The sequence below is a fragment of the Pseudomonas oryzagri genome (assembly GCF_020831405.1).
In the GTDB taxonomy this organism is placed as follows: domain Bacteria; phylum Pseudomonadota; class Gammaproteobacteria; order Pseudomonadales; family Pseudomonadaceae; genus Geopseudomonas; species Geopseudomonas oryzagri.
In genome coordinates this window covers 344227-361858 of sequence record NZ_JAJHPU010000043.1, presented here as the reverse complement: position 1 = coordinate 361858, position 17632 = coordinate 344227, and the positions used below count along the sequence as shown (strand labels likewise).

The 17632-nt window shown below is 68.3% G+C and carries 15 protein-coding genes; 3 read left to right on the top strand and 12 right to left on the bottom strand.

Going from position 1 to position 17632, the window contains the following annotated elements; translation table 11 throughout:
- Positions 1-54 precede the first annotated feature (54 nt).
- The 6 genes from LMJ29_RS18295 to LMJ29_RS18270 form a co-directional block, all read right to left on the bottom strand.
- Positions 55-5283 carry a DNA repair ATPase gene (locus tag LMJ29_RS18295; RefSeq protein WP_229606953.1) on the bottom strand — a complete coding sequence of 1743 codons (5229 nt, stop codon included), beginning with the start codon at positions 5281-5283 and terminating at the stop codon, positions 55-57.
- A 182-nt stretch (positions 5284-5465) separates the two neighbouring features.
- Positions 5466-7511, bottom strand: coding sequence for a flotillin family protein (locus tag LMJ29_RS18290; RefSeq protein ID WP_229606952.1), 2046 nt, complete (start codon positions 7509-7511; stop codon positions 5466-5468).
- Positions 7512-7542: 31 nt separating this feature from the next.
- On the bottom strand, positions 7543-8181 hold the full coding sequence (locus LMJ29_RS18285; RefSeq protein WP_229606951.1) for an OB-fold-containig protein: 639 nt from the start codon (positions 8179-8181) through the stop codon (positions 7543-7545).
- Between the two features lie 77 nt (positions 8182-8258).
- Complete coding sequence (locus LMJ29_RS18280; RefSeq protein ID WP_229606950.1) at positions 8259-8957, bottom strand: PspA/IM30 family protein; 699 nt, start codon at positions 8955-8957, stop codon at positions 8259-8261.
- A complete protein-coding gene (gene bacA / locus LMJ29_RS18275; protein ID WP_229606949.1) occupies positions 8954-9586 on the bottom strand; it encodes a biofilm formation regulator BacA in 633 nt (210 codons plus the stop codon). The genes LMJ29_RS18280 and bacA overlap by 4 nt, the downstream gene beginning before the upstream one ends.
- Positions 9587-9703: 117 nt before the next feature.
- Complete coding sequence (locus LMJ29_RS18270) at positions 9704-10855, bottom strand: GGDEF domain-containing protein (RefSeq protein WP_229606948.1); 1152 nt, start codon at positions 10853-10855, stop codon at positions 9704-9706.
- A gap of 195 nt (positions 10856-11050) precedes the next feature.
- Here LMJ29_RS18270 and LMJ29_RS18265 point away from each other — a divergent pair, with 195 nt between their 5' ends.
- Positions 11051-12250, top strand: a complete 1200-nt coding sequence (locus LMJ29_RS18265; RefSeq protein ID WP_229606947.1) for a CaiB/BaiF CoA transferase family protein — start codon at positions 11051-11053, stop codon at positions 12248-12250.
- 24 nt (positions 12251-12274) lie between these two features.
- On the opposite strand, the gene LMJ29_RS18260 is transcribed toward LMJ29_RS18265, so the two are convergent.
- Genes LMJ29_RS18260 through ihfB form a run of 3 tightly spaced genes read right to left on the bottom strand, consistent with a single transcriptional unit; the run spans position 12275 to position 14054 of the window.
- Positions 12275-13420 carry a tetratricopeptide repeat protein gene (locus tag LMJ29_RS18260; RefSeq protein WP_229606946.1) on the bottom strand — a complete coding sequence of 382 codons (1146 nt, stop codon included), beginning with the start codon at positions 13418-13420 and terminating at the stop codon, positions 12275-12277.
- 3 nt (positions 13421-13423) lie between these two features.
- On the bottom strand, positions 13424-13729 hold the full coding sequence (locus LMJ29_RS18255) for a lipopolysaccharide assembly protein LapA domain-containing protein (protein WP_229606945.1): 306 nt from the start codon (positions 13727-13729) through the stop codon (positions 13424-13426).
- A gap of 40 nt (positions 13730-13769) precedes the next feature.
- Complete coding sequence (gene ihfB / locus LMJ29_RS18250) at positions 13770-14054, bottom strand: integration host factor subunit beta (RefSeq protein ID WP_229606944.1); 285 nt, start codon at positions 14052-14054, stop codon at positions 13770-13772.
- Positions 14055-14242: 188 nt separating this feature from the next.
- Here ihfB and LMJ29_RS18245 point away from each other — a divergent pair, with 188 nt between their 5' ends.
- Positions 14243-14902: a COG3650 family protein gene (locus LMJ29_RS18245; RefSeq protein ID WP_229606943.1), complete on the top strand. Its 660-nt coding sequence runs from the start codon at positions 14243-14245 to the stop codon at positions 14900-14902.
- Between the two features lie 62 nt (positions 14903-14964).
- Here the strand turns inward: LMJ29_RS18245 and LMJ29_RS18240 are convergent, their stop codons facing one another.
- Positions 14965-15426, bottom strand: coding sequence for an outer membrane lipoprotein (locus LMJ29_RS18240; RefSeq protein WP_229606942.1), 462 nt, complete (start codon positions 15424-15426; stop codon positions 14965-14967).
- A 101-nt stretch (positions 15427-15527) separates the two neighbouring features.
- Here LMJ29_RS18240 and LMJ29_RS18235 point away from each other — a divergent pair, with 101 nt between their 5' ends.
- On the top strand, positions 15528-15764 hold the full coding sequence (locus tag LMJ29_RS18235) for a hypothetical protein (RefSeq protein ID WP_229606941.1): 237 nt from the start codon (positions 15528-15530) through the stop codon (positions 15762-15764).
- Between the two features lie 29 nt (positions 15765-15793).
- On the opposite strand, the gene pdxH is transcribed toward LMJ29_RS18235, so the two are convergent.
- The gene (pdxH, locus tag LMJ29_RS18230) at positions 15794-16441 is read right to left on the bottom strand and encodes a pyridoxamine 5'-phosphate oxidase (protein ID WP_229606940.1); all 648 of its coding nucleotides are present in this window, start codon (positions 16439-16441) and stop codon (positions 15794-15796) included.
- An 83-nt stretch (positions 16442-16524) separates the two neighbouring features.
- A complete protein-coding gene (locus LMJ29_RS18225) occupies positions 16525-17385 on the bottom strand; it encodes an OmpA family protein (protein WP_229606939.1) in 861 nt (286 codons plus the stop codon).
- Positions 17386-17632 lie beyond the last annotated feature (247 nt).

Below are 17632 nucleotides of genomic sequence, written 5' to 3'. Positions count from 1 at the left end.
GGAGCGCATTCATCCGCGACCGCTGCCGCGTATGAATACGCTCCTGAGGCCTTCTCAGCCCGGCAGTTCCTCGATCTTGCCGTCCGGCGCACGCGCGCGGAGCAGACCCAGCTGGCGCATGTCGCGGGACAGCTCGTGCAGGTGCTTGTGAATGCGCAGGCCGATGTCGCCCTTCTTCTCGATGGAGTGGATCAGCGGCAGGAAGCTGTCCTGCAGCGACTGCCCCAACCCAACGAGCAGCGCGGCGAAGTCCGGCTGCGGCGCCGCAGCCACTTCCACCGCGACCTGCGGGCGCTGCTCGGCCAGCGCCTGCAGGCGAGCGAGCAGTTCCTCCCAGGGCACCGGCGCGGCGGCGCCGAGGCTCTGCACGGCGTCGGCCAGGTCGCGCAGCTGGGCCACCATGCGCACGCCGACGTCGGCCTCGCCGCCGCCCATGGCCTTGGCGCGGCGGAAATCGGCGCGGATCTGTTCCCAGCGCGCTGCCTGCTCGGGCGTCAGGTTGCCGCGCAGCTCGGCGAGCTTGAGCAGGTTCTCCTCGGCGCCGCTGGTGAGCAACTGCGCCTCGCCCTGGTAGTGGTCGGCGATCAGCTGCAGCAGCTCGGCGTCGTTCATCACCGCGCTGACCTTCTCGGCCATCTTGTTCATGTTGCGGTAGCTGCCCTGCAGCTTGAACGGCGGCTCGCTGCGATACTGGTCGGCCTGGGCGGCGCTGGCGATGTACTGCTGGTTGACCCTGAGCACCACGTCGCGCACCTGCATCAGGCGCTGCAGGGTGGCGGTGATCTCGTCCAGCTCGGCGCCGCTGTAGGTGTGCGACAGCTCGTTGGCGGAGAACTCGCGGCCCTCGGCCCTGGCCACCAGGCGATAGAGGTCGGCCATCTCGCGCGTGGCCAGCGGCGCGAGCACCGGGTTGGAGGTCAACGCGTTCTCGATGTAGCTGAGCGCGAAGGCCTCCTGCATGCCGCCCAGGGTGTCGCCGAGGTTGTAGATGTCGGCGCGGTTGGCCAGCATGTCGGGGATGCGGAACACCTCGCCGGACTCGGTATAGGGGTTGCCGGACATCACCACGCAGAACTTCTTGCCGCGCATGTCGTAGGTGCGCGTACGGTCCTTCCACACCCCTTCGATGCGCCGGGTGCCGTCGCACAGCGAGATGAACTTCTGCAGGAACTCGGGGTGGGTGTGCTGGATGTCGTCGACGTAGAGCATCACGTTGTTGCCCATCTCCAGCGCCAGGTTGAGCTTCTCCAGCTCCTGACGGGCGGTGGCGTCGGGCGCCTGCGCCGGGTCCAGCGAGCGCACCTCGTGGCCCAGCGCCGGACCGTTGATCTTCATGAAGATCAGCCCGAGGCGGTGGGCGACGTACTCCATCAGGGTGGTCTTGCCGTAGCCGGGCGGCGAGATGAGCATCAAGAGGCCCATCAGGTCGCTGCGCTTGTTCTCCCCGGCACTGCCCATCTGCTTGGCCAGGTTGTCGCCGATGAAGGTCAGGTAGACGTCGTTGATCAGCCGGTTGCGCACGAAGGAGCTGAGCGGACGGGCCTTGAACTCGGCCAGGCGCAGCGCCGCGCGTTCGCGGGCGATCACCGCCTGGCGCAGCGTCTGGTAGCGCGCGAGCCCAGGCAGGTAGTGCTCGCGGTGCGCGCGCAGGCGGGCGAACAGATCGTCCAGGGCCAGCTCCAGGCGCTGCTCGCGGATGCGCGGATGCTCGCCGAGCAGGCCCTCGATGCTGAAGCGCAGGTCGACCTCGGTGACCCGCCGCGGCAGCTCCTCGCCAAGCAGCTCGAGCGCCGCCGCCTCGGCCGCGTAGGCGGCCAGCGCGGCGAACTCGTTCTGACTGCACAGGCCGTGCAGCCAGTCGAGCGCCAGCGCCCACTGCGCCGCCGGGCGTTCGCCCAGGCGCGCCAGCGCCTGGCGGTAGTCGTCCCACATGCGCGCCTCGGTGAGACGCGCGCGCAGGGCGTCCTGCAGCTGGCGGGCGTACTTGCTGAAGGTGAACTCGACGCGCTCGGCGGCCAGCTCCTGCACCAGATACTCGGCGGCCTCGGCCACCACCGCCGGGTCCAGGCCCAGCGGCTGCTCGGCGAGGAAGGCCTGCAGCGCGGCGACGATCTCGCCCTGCAGGCTGCGCAGGCCGTCGTCGCGACCGAACAGCTGGCGGATGTGCCGGCTGGTGCGCGCCCGCTCCGGCCACTGCGCCGGCTGCTCCCGGTCGCGCAGGCGGTCCCAGCACAGGCAGGCGAAGGCGCGCGGTAGCGGCGCATGGCGGAGCAGCCCGGCGCTGCCGGTCAGCGGCAGCAGGCGGGCGAGGATCACGGCGGCGTCCTGGTCGTGGATGCCCTTCTCGTAGCCTTCCTTGTAGCGCGGCGCGGCGAACTCGCGCACCGCGCGCACCAGCGCCTCGGGTTGGGCCAGCAGCAGCTTGAGGCGGTCGAGATCGAGGCCGCACTCGCCACGCTCGGCGGCGTTCAGTACCTCGCCGGCGAGGTATTCGCCGCGGTACAACTCAGCCGATTCCGACTCCAGGCTGGCCTGCCAGAACGCGCGCAGTCCCTCCAGCTCGGCATCGACCAGCGGCTCGATGAAGTCGGTGCCGGTCAGGTGCAGGCACAGCTGGTCGCCGCGCGGCAGCAGGGTCAGGTCCAGTTCCTGGCTGTTGACGCTGAAGCGGTGGCGGCCGAGGCGAATCAGATTGCCGCCCTCCTCGAACAGCTCGCTCTTGTCGCGCAGGGCGCGCACCGCCTGGTCGCGGGCGCCCTTGAGGCGCGCCTCCAGGTCGTCGGCCTTGACGCTGTCCTTCAGCTCGCGCAGGCGCTCGGCCAGGTCGCGCAGCTTGAGGATCAGCGGGTCGGCGGCGAAGAAGGCGTTGAGCTCCTCCATCGCCGCGAAGCGCGCGGTGCGCCGCGCCAGGCTGTCGAGGATGCGCCGCGCGGCGTCCTGCAGGCCTTGGGCCTTGCGCTGGCGCTCGTCGAGCAGCGCCTGCTTGTGCGCCTCGAAGGTTTCCAGCAGCTCCTCGCGCTTGGCGAGGATGTCGGCGAGAAACTGTTCCTGCTCGCCGAAGCGGCTTTCCAGCTCCTCCAGTTGCAGCAGCAGGCGCGCCAGTTGCTCGTCGCAGCGCTCGGGATCGGTCGCCTGGCCGAGTGCGCTGGTGATGCCCTGGCCGAACAGCCGGAACTGGGCGCCGAACTGGGCGACCGTCTCCGCCGAGCCGAGGCCCTTGCGCCGCTGTTCGGCGCGCGCCCGCGCCTGGTTGAGGCGGGCGTACAGCTCCGAGATCGCCTCGACGATGCGCGTGCGCTGGGTGGCGTCGTCGATCTCCAGGCTGGCCATCAGGTTGGACAGCATGTCCAGATCGGCGGCCATCGTCTGCAGGCCGGCCAGCGGCTCGGCCAGCTGGGCAACGCTCGGTGCGTGCTGGGCCGCTGCGTCGAGCTGCTCCAGGCGCTCCACGTAAGGCTGCAGTGCCCGCTCGCCGGCAAGAAAGCGCGCGGTGGCCGCGGCGACCTGCGCCTGGGCCTCGAGCAGCGCGCTCTCCATGGCGTCGATGCGCGCCACGTCGATGTAGCGGTAGTCGCGGATGGTCAGCAGCAGGCCGCGCTGGGCGGTCAGCGCGTTGAGCGCCTCGACGAAGGCGGCCACCGCGTCCCAGCTGTCGACGTGCAGGCCGGACAGCAGCGCCTGCTGGCGGGTCTCGGCCTCGGCCATGGCGCGCGCCGACTGCTGGCGAATACTCTCGACCTTCTCGAACTCGTCGAGCACCAGCTCGGCGGTGGCGGCGATCTCGCGCAGCAGCGGCGCCAGCTCGCCGACCTCGGCGGCGCCCAGCCAGTGGTGGGCGTCGAACAGCCGGCGCACGACCTGGCACAGTTGGCTGTAGCGCTGCACCGACACCACCGGGGCATCGATCTCGCGGCACAGGTTGCGCAGCTCGGACACCCCGCGCACCAACTCGGCGTTGCCGATGCGGCCGAGGAAGCCGCTGCGCGCCGGCTGGCGGGCGGCGAACTCGTCGCTGGCGAACGGCGTCTGCCAGATCTGCATGGGATGGATGCGCGTCGGCTCGGCGCCCTCGGCGGCGAAGATCACCATGCGCCCGTCCTCCAGGCGCGCATAGCCGTGGCCGAAGATCGGGCTGTGCAGTTGGCGCTCGATCAGGTTGTAGGTGAACAGCGCGGCGCGGCCCTCCTCCGGCTGGTAGAAGATGTACAGCACGTCCTCGCCGTTGGGCGAGCGCACCGCGCGCTTGAAGCGCATGCCGGCCATCGGCTGGTCGAAGGTCCGGGACTCGCCACTCTGCAGGTAGTAGCCGCCGGGGAAGACGATGCCGTGGTCCTCGGGCAGCTGCACGCAGGCCTGGCCGATGGCGTCGATGCGCTCGACCTGGCGGGTCAGGCCGTTGAACACCAGGTAGCGCCACTGCTCCTCGCGATACGGCAGCACCTTGAGCAGGATCAGGCTGCCGAGGCGGGCGAACTCGATCTGCGCGTCGTCCAGCGACTGGGTCTGGTCCACCACCGCCTCGCGGTAGATGCCCAGGCCGTCCTCGGTGTTGTTCTCGACCTTGATGGTCAGGTCGCCGCCGATGGTTTCGACGAACACCGTGTCGAGAATGTTCAGGTGCGGATGGCGGCCGTTGGTCACCATCTCGCGCGTGGTCTTCTGCCAGGCGAAGTCGTAGGGCGCCGGCAGGGCGATGTCGCGCTCGCCGCGGTTGTCGATGTAGCGCACCTCGTGGCCGTCCACGGAAATCGACCAGCGGAACACGCGGATGTCGGTCAGGCGCTCGCCGATCTGGAAGCTGGCCAGCAGCTTGCCGTCGCGCACCACCAGCTGCAGCAGGCGAGTGTTCTTGTAGTAGGCGTACAGCTCGCGGAAGTCCTGCACGAAGCTGGTCTGGGCGAGGAAGCTGCTCTCCAGCGCCAGCGGCTCGGCATCGAAGCCCTCCGCCTCGGCCGTCAGGCGGTACAGGGAGAACACGTCCTCGACGCGGGTTTCCTGCTTGAGGCCGAGGAACACGTTGTAGCCGAACAGCAGGCAGTCGCCGACCTGGACGATGTCACGGGCAATGCAGTTGTTCTCGGTGCGGATGCGCACGCGGCCGAGCACCGCCATCTCGCTGCCACCGAACTCGGCGAGGCGCCGGCCATTGAGCGCATCGACGCCCTGGCGCAGGCGCTGGCCCTGCTCGGCCAGACGGCGCTGCAGCACCTCGTAGGCGCCGCCCTGGGCGACCGCCTGGTCCACCATGTCCTGTTCGCGGCTTGCGTCCTTGGCATCCGACATCGTTGTGCTTCCTCAGGGTGACGCGAGGGGTAGGGAAAGTCTGCGCAGGCGATCATTCCCGCGCCGGCGGGAATCCAGAAGCTCGTAGTGCCAGGGTTTGCGCCTGCGCGGGCGCGACGGCACGCGGGTTTTCCAGAGCCTGCGCCGGGGGTGACGTGCGGCCCCGGGCGGGGCCGCCACAATCAGGCTGGGGTCTTGTCGACCAGCGTTTCGACGTTCTTCGGCTCGGCCGGCTTGCCGGCCATCAGCCGCGCCAGCACTTCCTGCACCACCGGGCTCTTGCCGACCACACCCTCGATGGCCTTGCCCACCGACAGCGACTTGGCGAAGGAGTTGAAGAAGTCGCCCTCGCCGCCGACGATCTCGATCTTCGCCTTGGACAGCGCGGCGGACAGCACCTCGGCCTGTTCCTTGGCGATCTCCTGGTTGGCGGCGATGCTGGCCATCGACTCCTCGAAGTTCTTCTCCAGCTGCATGCGGAACTCCTCGTGCTGACGAGCGCTGTCGCTGAGCTCGTCGAGGGCGCCGAACTTCTTGCCCAGGCCCTCAGCCTCGGCATTGAAGCGCTGCAGCAACACTTCGGCCTCGGCCAGACCGAGATCCTTGGTCGCCTTGGCCTTGGCGCTGCCCAGCTGCTCCTCGCCGCGCGCCTGGGCGCCGAGCTTCTCCTCAAGCACCTTGGCCTCGGCCAGACCGTCCTTCTCCTTGGCCTGCGCCTGAGCCTCGGTGATGCGCGCTTCGGCCAGGCCCTTTTCCTGTTCGCCGCGGGCTTCGGCGATCAGCTGCTCGGCCTTCACCCGCGCCTCGGCGAGTCCTTCCTTCTCCTTGGCCGCCGCGGTCACCTCGCGCACCCGCGCATCGGCCAGCCCTGGCGCGGCGCGCTCGGCCTCGATGCCCTCGGCCAGCTTCTTCTTCGCCTCGGCCTGCTTGGCCGCCGCCTCCAGCTCGGCCTGGGCCAGGGTGTTGATTTCCACCGCCTTGTGCCGCGAGCGAGTCTCGTCGGCTTCGGCCTGCTTGACCTGGCGCACCAGCTCCTGCTCGGCCTCGGCCTGGGCGTTGAGCACGGCGACCTGCTTGAGCCGCTCGGCCTCGGAAACCTCGCGCACTTCCTTGATGCGCTCCTCCTCCTGGGCCACGGTCTTCTCCACCGCCACCCGCTCGCGGACGACGTTGGCGATGTTCTTGCGCTGTTCTTCCAGCGCCTTTTCCTTCTCGATGCGCTGCAGCTCGACCTCGCGCTCGCGGGAGACGATCTCCAGCTCGCGGGCACGGGTGACCTTCTCTTCCTCGATCACTACCGCGCGCTGGCGGTTCTGCTGCGCCACCTCCACCTCGCGCTGGTGGTTCTCGGCGCGGATGTCCAGCTCCTGCTGGGTCTGGATGCGCGCCTGCTCGGCCTTGAGGCGCTCCTCTTCCTGCACCTTGAGGGTCTCGGCCTGTTCGCGGGCGCGGATGGTGGCGATCTCGCGCTGCTGGCGCGCCTCGGCATCGGCCTGCTGGCGCTCCAGGGCCAGGGTCGCCTCGCGGGTCTCGACGTTTTTCTTCTTGATCGCCAGTTCCTGGTTGCGCTCCAGATCGTTGGTGATGACGTTCTGCGCGGCGGTCAGCTCGGTGATCTTGCGGATGCCCTGGGCGTCGAGGATGTTGGTCGGATCGAGCGAGCTCTTCGGCGTCTGTTCCAGGTAGTCGATGGCCACGTCTTCCAGCACGTAGCCGTTGAGGTCGTTGCCGATCACCTCGACGATGCGGTCGCGAAAGTTCTGCCGCTCCTCGAACAGCTGGACGAAGTCGAAGCGCTTGCCGACGGTCTTCAGCGCCTCGGAAAACTTGGCGTTGAACAGGTCGTTGACCGCGCCGCGGTCGGAGGCGCGCTCGGCGCCGATGGCCTTGGCCACCTTGAGCACGTCCTGCTGGGTTTCGTTGACCCGCAGGTAGAAAGCCACGGTGATGTCGGCGCGCAGGTTGTCCTGGCAGATCAGGCCGTCCTTGCCGCGGCGGTCGATCTCCAGGGTGATCAGGGAGATCTGCATGAACTCCTTCTTGTAGATCACCGGGTAGACCAAGGCGCCGGTGAAGTGCACCTTGGGCTGTGAGGACATGTCGTTGACGATCAGCGCGGTGCCCTGCGGCACCTTGATGTAGAAGGCCTTGAACAGCACGAAGAAGCCGAAGATCAGCAGGAAGACCACGCCGACCCCGATGGCGAAGGGCATCAGAATCTCGATCATTTTTTCATCATCTCCTTATGAAACAGACGGCTCAGAGGCCCTTGAATTCGTCTTCGCTGACCACCCGGTAGGCGTGCTCGGCCTCCAGGTACTGCAGCAACACCACCCGGTCGCCACGCCGGAAACCGGCGGATTCGTCGGCACGGATGCGCAGGATCAGCCCGGCGCCCTGGTCGTCCAGGTCGGCCTCGCCGAACTGCGGGGTGACCGTGCCACTACGCACCCGCGCCACCTGGCCGAGCACGCTCCGCGCGCAGGGCGCCTCGACCTTGCGAAACAGCCGGCGCAGCGGCCGGCACAGCATGCCGGTCAGCGGCACCGCCGGCAGCAGCGCCAGGGCCGCCACCGCCAGGCCGAGCGGATAGCGCAGCCAGCCCAGCGGCAGATGGCGCAGCAACAGCAGCTCGATGAAGTAGCTGGCGAACCAGGCGAAGAACACCAGCAGGGTCAGCACCAGCGTTACCGGTACGCCGCCCAAGCCGAGCTTGAGCAACAGGCCGGCCAGCCCCGAGAGCTCGAGGCCCTCCCCATCGGCGGCGAAGTCGCCGTCGAGCACGTCCACCTCGAGAATGCCCAGTGCGGCGATCAGCCAGTAGAGGATCGCCAGGCACAGCAGAAAGCTGAACAGCACGGTGGGAAACGCCAGGGCGCTGTGCAGGAAGAGTTCCATCGTGTTCCATCCGTGAATCTGGAAGCCGGGCGCTGCGCGCCGGCGTCAAGCCGATGCGCAGCGCAGCCCGGAGGCGGTCAGGAGGGGTTGTGCGCCTTGTCCTTGAGGCGTGCCAGCACGCTCGCGGCGCTGCCGTTGTCGGGGACGATGCCGGCGGCGCGCAGCTTGCTCTCCAGGCTGGCTTCCGGCTGCTCGGCGGCCAGCTCGGCCTCGACCTCCAGCTTGGCGGCGCGTTCGGCCTGGCGCTGCTTGATGCGCTCCAGAGACTCGACCGCGGTGTGCAGCTTGGCCTGCGAGCCGCCGTGGCGCTGGGCCACCGCCAACTGCGCGCGCTGCACGCTCTCGGTGGCCTTGACCGTGTCGACCTGCTGCTTGAGCCGGCGGATGTGCCCCTCTGCCTGACTCACCGCCTGGCGCAGGCGCGCCACGCTGGCCGCAAAACCGGCGGCCTGCTCGCGATCGGCCGCCAGTTCGGCCTCCAGATGGGCGATCTTCTCCGCCACTTCGCTGGCCAGCGCCTCGTTGTCGGCGGCCAGCGCCTTGAGCGCGTACTGCTCGTATTCGGCGACCCGCGCCTCGCCCTTGCCGACCCGCTCGGCGGCCAGCTTCTGCCTGGCCATGATCTCCGCCAGCGCCTCGCGCGACTGGCGCAGCTCCTGATCGGCGTCGCGGATTTCCTGATCGAGGATGCGCAGCGCCTGGCTGTCCACCAGTGCCTCGCCCGCCTCGTTGACGCCGCCGCGCAGCGCGGTCAGCAGCTTGCTCCAGACGTTCATGCGCGGCTCTCCTCGACAGTGACAAGCAGGAAGTCTTCGTAGGCCTCGGTGGCCTTGATCACATTATCGGCCAGGGTCTCGATCTCGCAGACCACGTCGGCCAGGCTGGCGGCGGCGCTCAGGGCACCGAACATCAGGTAGCCGGAGCGGCCGTCGGCCAGCGTCTCCAGGGCGATGCTGGAGAGCGGGAACAGCTTGTGAGTGCGCAGCACTTCCTCATTGAAGGCGGCTGGATCGCGCACGTCGGCCTGGGGCCAGAGCAGGGCCTCGACCAGGATCTGCTCGCCGAACACGGCGGCGAACAGCGGCAGATCGCCATACTCGTGCAGGGTCAGGAGCAGGCTGGGATCGGCCCCCTGCAGCAACTCCATGCTCGCCCGTCCCGTGCGCAGCAACTCCACGTCCGCCAGCGCATCGTGCAGCTCGGCGGTGGTCCATAACCTGGGCATGTGCATCCCTTCCTCTTCCATTGAGGCCAGGCCCTCGACGGGCTGGCGTAGTTTCCGTTCCAAGGCGGCCAGCCGCACGGAGTGCTCGGGCCGTATCCACACTTCCTTCTTCACCAGCCCCTGTTCGCGCAGGCGCTGCCGATACAGGCGCTGGTAGTGAGCTGACGATTTGCTGTCCATGCCTTGAGGCTAGAACATCACATGTGGAATCGCCACGTCTTACATGTGTGATTTTCGCCAAGCCGCGCACAGAATCGGCACAAGCCTTTCGCCCCGCGCTGCAGCACGCACAATCGCCTAGTCGCGATACAACTCGACGCGGTCGCGACCGCCGGCCTTGGCGCGGTACAGGGCGCGGTCGGCCTGCGCCAGCAGCACGGCGAGGTCGTAGCCGGCCTGCTCGCTCGCCGCCAGGCCGATGCTGACGCTGACGGAAACCGGCTCGGCGGCCTGCAGGGCCAGCTCGCTGCACTCGCGGCGAACGCGTTCCGCCACCTGCGCCGCCACCGCAGCGTCGGCCTCGGCCAACAGGCAGGCGAACTCCTCGCCGCCGATGCGTCCGCACACGTCGTGCTGGCGCACGCTGCGCACCAGCACGCGACCGAAGGCCACCAGCGCGGCGTCGCCCATGGCGTGGCCGTGGCTGTCGTTGAGGCGCTTGAAATGGTCGAGATCGCACAGCAGCAGGGCCGCCGGTCGCCCCGCCACCGCACAGGCGGCCAGCCGGGCCTGCGCGCCTTCCATGAAGGCGCGGCGGTTGCCGATGTCGGTGAGCGGGTCGCGATTGGCCACCGCCCGGTAACGCAGCGCGGCGCGCTCGTGGACCATCGCCAGGGTGACGAAGGCGAGGCCGATGGCGAACAGGAGGGCTTCCAGCAGGCGCCAGGTCATGAAGCCGCTGGTCTGCTCGTTCCAGATCCATTCGAGGGCCGGCCCGCCATCCGCCAGCAGGAGACCGATGCAGAACAGCGCATGCATCAACAAGAGCGCCACCGTCGGCAGGATGGCCACTTCCAGGCGGTCGCGCGCGCGCCACAGCTCCCAGGCGCCCAGACAGGCGTAGGCGACCACGAGCAGGGTGCCGATCGTCACCCGCAGCGGCAAGGAAACCATGAATGGCGGCCACAGGCACAGTCCTCCCCACAGCAACGCGCCGGCGACCACGCCCGGCCAGCAGGGTCGTCGCCCGGCGAACACGCGCATGACCGTCCAGCCAACGCCGCCCGCCAGTTTGAGCAGCAGGTTGCCGAGGACGACCGCCAGCCCGACCCATCCCCAGCTACGCAGGCTGAGCACCGCGGTCCCCAGTGCGGCCAGCAGGAGCGTGGCGGCGAGGAAGCCGAGCACCGCCTCGCCGCCGCTGCGCGACCAGACGTACAGCAGCAGCAGGCCGAGCAGAATGAGTACGCTGATGTCGAGCAGGAGCAGCGTCGGTAGGTGCAGAGTCATCGCCGGGCTCGCTGGAAGGAGGGGCGACCACGGGACGGCCCGTGAGGCTTTTGCCCGCAGTTTGCCAAAAGTGAAGCACATCACACTCGGCAGCGCGACGCCAGTGATCGGCCCTTCCTTACCGCGAAGCGGCGCCGCTCGCCGCAACGCCGGCAATCGCCTAGGCTTGGCCATCCCTTCTACCCCGGAGTCGCCATGTCACTGCCCGCCAAACCCCTCGCCGGCCTCAAGGTCATCGAACTCGGCACCCTGATCGCCGGGCCGTTCGCCTCGCGCATCTGCGCCGAGTTCGGCGCCGAGGTGATCAAGATCGAGTCGCCCGACGGCGGCGATCCGCTGCGCAAGTGGCGCAAGCTCTACGAGGGCACCTCGCTGTGGTGGTTCGTGCAGGCGCGCAACAAGCAGTCGCTGACCCTCAATCTCAAGCATCCCGAGGCGCAGGAGATCCTCAAGCAGCTGGTGCGCGAGGCCGACATCGTCATCGAGAACTTCCGTCCCGGCGTGCTGGAAAAACTCGGTCTCGGCTGGGAGGTGCTCCACGAACTCAACCCGAAGCTGGTGATGGTGCGCCTGTCCGGTTTCGGCCAGACCGGACCGATGAAGGATCAGCCGGGCTTCGGCGCGGTCGGCGAGTCGATGGGCGGGCTGCGCTACATCACCGGCTTCGCGGATCGTCCGCCGGTGCGCACCGGCATCTCCATCGGCGACTCGATCGCCGCGCTGTGGGGGGTGATCGGCGCGCTGATGGCGCTGCGCCATCGCGAGGTCAACGGCGGCCTGGGCCAGGTGGTGGACGTGGCGCTCTACGAGGCGGTGTTCGCCATGATGGAGAGCCTGGTGCCGGAATTCGACGTGTTCGGCTTCATCCGCGAGCGCACCGGCAACATCATGCCCGGCATCACGCCCTCCTCCATCCATACCAGCGCCGACGGCAAGCATGTGCAGATCGGCGCCAACGGCGACGCCATCTTCCGGCGCTTCATGCTGGCCATCGACCGCGACGACCTGGCCAACGACCCGAGCCTGGCCGACAACGCCGGCCGCGATGCGCGACGCGACGAGCTGTACGGGGTGATCGACCGCTGGGCGCAGTCGCTGCCGCTGGACGCCGTGCTGGAAGTGCTGCAGCAGGCCGAGGTGCCAGCCAGCCGCATCTACAGCGTCGAGGACATGTTCGGCGATCCGCAGTTCCTCGCCCGCGACATGCTGCAGAAGGCCAGGCTGCCGGACGGCAAGGAGTTCCGCATCCCCGGCATCGTGCCCAAGCTCTCGGAGACTCCCGGCGGCACCGAGTGGCTCGGCCCGCAGCTCGGCGAGCACACCGCGGCGATCCTCCAGCAGCTGGGCTACGATGCCCCGCGTATCGCCGCGCTGAAAGCCGCAGGAGCGATCTGACGAGGACGGCGCAGACGAGCGCCCTCAGCCGTGGCTGCGACGGCGCAGTACCGACCAGCCGTGGCAGGTCGGACACTGCCAGTGCAGCTGGCGGGCCTGGAAGCCGCACTGGCGGCAGCCGTAGGCCGGACTGTGGCCGATCAGGCTGTCGACCGCCTCGCGCAGACAGGCGGACTCGGCACTGGTGGCCTGCTCGTCCTGCCACTCGAGCAGGCGCTGGATGAGACGCAGCGAGGGTTGGCACGCCAGGCGCTGTCTGAGGAAATCGATGCCGCTGGTAAGTCCCTGACGCTCGCGGATCACCAGCGCCAGGGCGAGCACCAGCGGATCGGCGCGGCTGTCGCCGGCCCGTTCGAGCACTGAGTTCAGGAAGCGCTCGAGGCGCTCGCGCGCGGCGCTGCCGGCGGTGTAATCGAGCAATTGCGGCAGCGCCTCGGGGAACAGGGTGGCGTCCTGGCCGGCCACCTGCAACAGATGGTCGACGGCCTCATCGGCATGCCCCTGCTGCCAGGCCAGGCGGGCGAGGATCAGGCTGGCACGCACGCAGGCGGGATCGGCCTGCAGGGCGAGTTCGAGCTGCCGTTGCGCCGCCTCGACCGCCTCGCGGCGCAGCAACTGCTCGGCCAGCTCGCAATGATAGTGGCCGCAGGCGACCCTGGCGGTGGGCTCGCTGCGCGCCAGCCGGTTGCCGATCTCGATCGCCCGTTCCCACTCGCGCTCCTGTTCGTAGATGCGCAGTAGACCGCGCTGCGCCTGCACGGCGATCGCCGAGTCGCCGTCGATCAGGCCTTGCAGGAGCGACTCGGCGCGCGACAGCTCGCCGGCGGCGAGAAAATCATGGGCCAGTTCGAGTTGGACCCGCTCGCGCTGCGCCGCCCCCAGTTCGGGGCGACCGAGCAGGTTCTGGTGGACCTGGGTGGCCTTTTCCAGCTCACCGCGCTGGCGGAACTGGCGGCCGACGCCGAGATGGGCCTCGAAGGTCTCGTCGTTGACCTCCAGCACCTCCGCCAGACGGCGCAGGGCCTGATCGGACTGCGCATCGAGCAGGTGGTTGTAGCTGATGATGGCCGCGCTGCGGCGGCGCAGGTGGGGCAGTTGCTCACGCCTGCCCAGCCACCAGCCACTGCCGACGGCCAGGGTGAACAGGCCCAGCCACAGCAGCTCGGACACGCCTCAGCGCCCCGGGTCGGTGAGCTTCTGGCGCAGGCTGTCGAGTTCCCGGCGGCAGCGGTTGAGTTCGCCGCGATTGCGCGCGAGGGCGAACTTGAGGCGGGCGCGCAGGTAGAGGCTGAGCAGGACACCGGCCAGACCGCCGGCGACGAAGGCCAGGGCGACGAAGAAGGCGACCGGCAGCTCGGGACTTTGCAGGGTCATGAATTGCAGGCGGGCGTGGCTCTGGTTCTCGAGAATGAACACCAGTGTCACCGCCGCGACCAGCAGGGCGACAGCAATCACCAGGATGCGTTTGATCCAGAGCATGTCGACTCCTTGGACGGAAGCGGCCGGAGGGCCACGCAACTCACGGCAACTCGTTGACGCGGTCGCGCAGTTCCTTGCCCGGCTTGAAATGGGGGACGAATTTACCATCAAGCCGTACCGACTCGCCGGTCTTCGGATTGCGTCCGACCCGCGGCGCCCGGTAGTGCAGCGAGAAGCTGCCGAAGCCGCGGATCTCGATGCGATCTCCCGCAGCCAAGGCATGTGCCATCTGCTCGAGCATGGTCTTGATGGCCAGCTCGACGTCCTTGGACGAGAGTTGGCCCTGATGGGTAACGATGCGTTCGATCAACTCCGACTTGGTCATGGTTTTCCCTTGTCTTTCAAGCGGCTAGATCACTCTGATGTGTTTTTAGCATGCTCTGCAGGGTTTGACCAGCCCATCGCTATTGACAGCCATTGACCGTTGTGAGCGCTCGCGTTTTCAGCGTTGGCGGCTTGTCGCTGGCGACGGTGCCGATTACCGTGGCAGCCATTCAGCCATGGAGAGATTGCATGCGTATTGCCCCCCTGCTGGCCCTCGGCCTGCTTCCTGTCGTGGCCGGTTGCCAGTGGCTGTCGAGCAAGCCCGAGGAGTCCGATGCCATCCCGACCCGCCTGCAGGGCGAGTTGCGCCGCGCCGGCGAGATGTTGTTGATGGTGCCGTGCGGCGAACAGCGCAATCTGCTGTTGATCGATGCCGCCCAGCTCGGCCTGGAGGAAAGTGCAGCGCATCTGCAGTCGCCCGGCGCCCAGCCGCTGTTCGCCGATCTTGGCGGCGACCTGGACGGCGACGCCGACGGCCTCTTTGCCGTCACCCGGCTGTACCGCCTGCAGGCCGAAGGTCCGGGCTGCGCCAATCCGGCCTTCAAGCGACTGATCGTGCGCGCCGGCGGCCACGAGCCGGAATGGTTGGTCAGCGTCTCGGCGCGCGGCATGGTGCTCGAGCGTCCCGGCAGCGCACCGCTCGCCCTGCCCTACGTCGAGGAAAGCCTGCCGGACGGCAGCCTGAGCTTCTCCAGCGAGGCCAACGACCAGCGCATCGAGTTGTGGCTGGCGCCGACGCGCTGCGTGGACAGCATGAGCGGCGCCCGCAGCCATCTGCAGGCGCGCCTGACGCTCAACGGCGAGGCGCCGCTCGCCGGTTGCGGCGCCTTGGGAGGCGCTCGTAATTGAACACCCCGGCGCTGGGCACGGGGTTTATGCGGGGAGGATGCCAGGCTCGCTAGGCCTGCCGATCAGTGCGCCACGCGGCTGTTGCCGTTGACCGAGAGGATGCGCACGCGCTCGCCGACCCGGAAGACCTCCCCTTCGGCGACCTCCTGGACGTAGGCGCGCATGGTGCCGTCGTCCTCGCGCACGGTGATCTCGACGCCCTGGGTGCGGGTCATCCCTTCCTCGGTGGCCGCACCAAGCAGACCGCCGGCTACCGCACCGATGACCGCCGCCACCGCGCTGCCACGACCGCTGCCGATGGTGCTGCCGCCGATGCCGCCGACCACTGCGCCGGCCCCCGTACCGATGGGCGTCTTGGTGCCCTCGATACGTACCGGACGCAAGGCGGTGATGGTGCCCATGCGCACGATCTGCACCGCCCGCGCCTCCTCGCGCGTATAGGTGTCGCCACTGAGCTTGGAGGCACAACCGCCGACCGCGAGAGCCGCCAGGGCCAGACTCAGAAATACCGCTGTCTTACGCATCACCGTTCTCCATAGTGCATGCCGGCCCTCCCTGTCGCTCGCCGGACTTTGCCGCAAACGCCCGATCGGCTAGGGTGAGGACCTCAATCAAGGAACCTGTCATGGATTATTTCATCATCCTGGTCGCCACGGTAAGCGGCCTGTACTTCCATTGGTGGCTGTATCGCCGTATCCAGCGCTGGACCGATCGCGACCTGGCCCTTTCCTTCGGCGGCGAGGATCCGGCCAAGCGCGACTACATGCTGAGCCGCCTGCAGGAGGCGCAACGCCAGGGCGTCAAGCGCAAGGAGCTCGACACCTGGCTGAAGAAGGCCGCAGAGGAATACCAAGCTGCCTGATGAGACAACAGTCGCCGACGTTCGTGCGGTCAGGGCGCCAGGCGCTCGCGCGTCCAGCCGCCGTCACCCAGGCGATAGTTCAAGCGATCGTGCAGGCGGCTCGGCCGCCCCTGCCAGAACTCGATGCGCTGCGGAATCAGGCGGTAGCCTCCCCAGTGCTCCGGGCAGTGCGGCGCGGTGTCCATGAAGCGTTGCTCGGTTTCGGCGAGCAAGCGCTCCAGCTCGGCACGGCCTTCGATCACCTGGCTCTGTGGCGACGCCCAGGCCCCCAGCCGACTGCCCAGCGGCCGCACCTTGAAGTAGGCGTCCGACTCTTCCGCGGTCACTTTCTCCACCAGCCCCTCGATGCGCACCTGACGCTCGAGGGTCGGCCAGAAGAAGGTCATCGCCGCGCGGGGATTGGCGAGCAGTTGCTCGCCCTTGGCGCTGTCGTAGTTGGTGAAGAAGGTGAAGCCACGGACGTCGAGGGCCTTGAGCAGCAGCACGCGGCAATGCGGCTGGCCCTCGCGGTCGACGGTGGCCAGGGTCATGGCGTTGGCCTCGACGGGCGGCTGCTCGGTCTTGACCGCCTCGGCGAACCAGTGGTGAAACAGCTCGAACGGCTCCGACGGCGCATGCTCCTCGGATAGCCCGTCCCGGGCGTAATCACGGCGCATGTCGGCAAGCGAATGGGTCATGGCAAAACTCCTTGGGGAATCCTGCCTCAGCTTAACCATTCGCTCGCCTTGTCACACCCCCGCCCGGGCAAAACCCTCGTCGGTCAGCGGCTGTTCTGCGCCACCAGCCCGGAAAGGGTATGGCGCATGGTCAGCATGACCTCGACGCGACGATTCTGAGCGCGCCCCTTGGCATTGTCGTTGCTCACCAGCGGCTTGTCGGCGCCGAGGCCGCGCAGCATCAGGCGATCACTCTTCAGACCGCTCATGCGGAAGATCGAGGCCACCGACTGGGCGCGCTCCAGACTGAGCTTGCGACCGTCCTCGGCCTTGCCGCTACCGTCGCCATGACCGAGGATCAGCACGGCATTCTGCGGATCGCTGGCTACCAGCTTGGCGATCCGGCTCAGCGGGCCGAGGGTAATCGGCAGCAGCATGCTCGGGCGATCCGGGTTGAACGAGGCGTCGACCGGAGCCACCACCACCAGCACGTCGCCCCGACGCTCGACCTGGAACTTGCTGCCGGCCACGGCTTCCTTGAGGCGCTTCTCGTTGTCGTCCAGCCAGGCCGGAGTGACCTTGATCACTTCGACCTTCTTCGCAGCGACCTCTCCGGCAGCCGGCTTCTTCTTGCTGCCAAACGACCACCAGGAGCTTTCAACTTCCTTGACCGCCGGCTCAGCGGCCACCTTTTCTTCCGCCTTGGCGGCCGGCGCGCTGGGCTTGAGGTCCTTTTTCGCGGCGGCGCTGCTCTCATCCTTCCTGGCGCTCTGCGCAGCGTCCGGACCGCTCGCCTTCTTGCCCTGCGGCTCCGCCGCCGGCCTGGATTCAGATTTCTGTGCCTGGACCAGCGGCTTTTCCTTGGTGGCCGCTACATCCTTGGCCGGATCGGCCAGCCCCCACTTCCCGGCACAACCGGCCAGGGCGACACAAACGAACAGAGCAGCGGGTTTGATGAGTGACATGATCAATTCCAGTTGAACAGAACAAAAACCTGCAGCGGTCGTCGACCGGCTGCCGCAATGGAAACGGCCTGTGCCTGGTTCAGCCCCAGGCACCGCGCCCCAGAATCCTCTGTACCGACACAAGCGTAGACCGGGTCGGGCATTCACAATGATGGTGACGCAATAGGCCGGGCGTCGCCAGCGCGGCGAAGCGCTGCGGGTCGCATCGCAGACGTGCGGTCGGCGCCGCGGGAATGGCGCGCGAAAA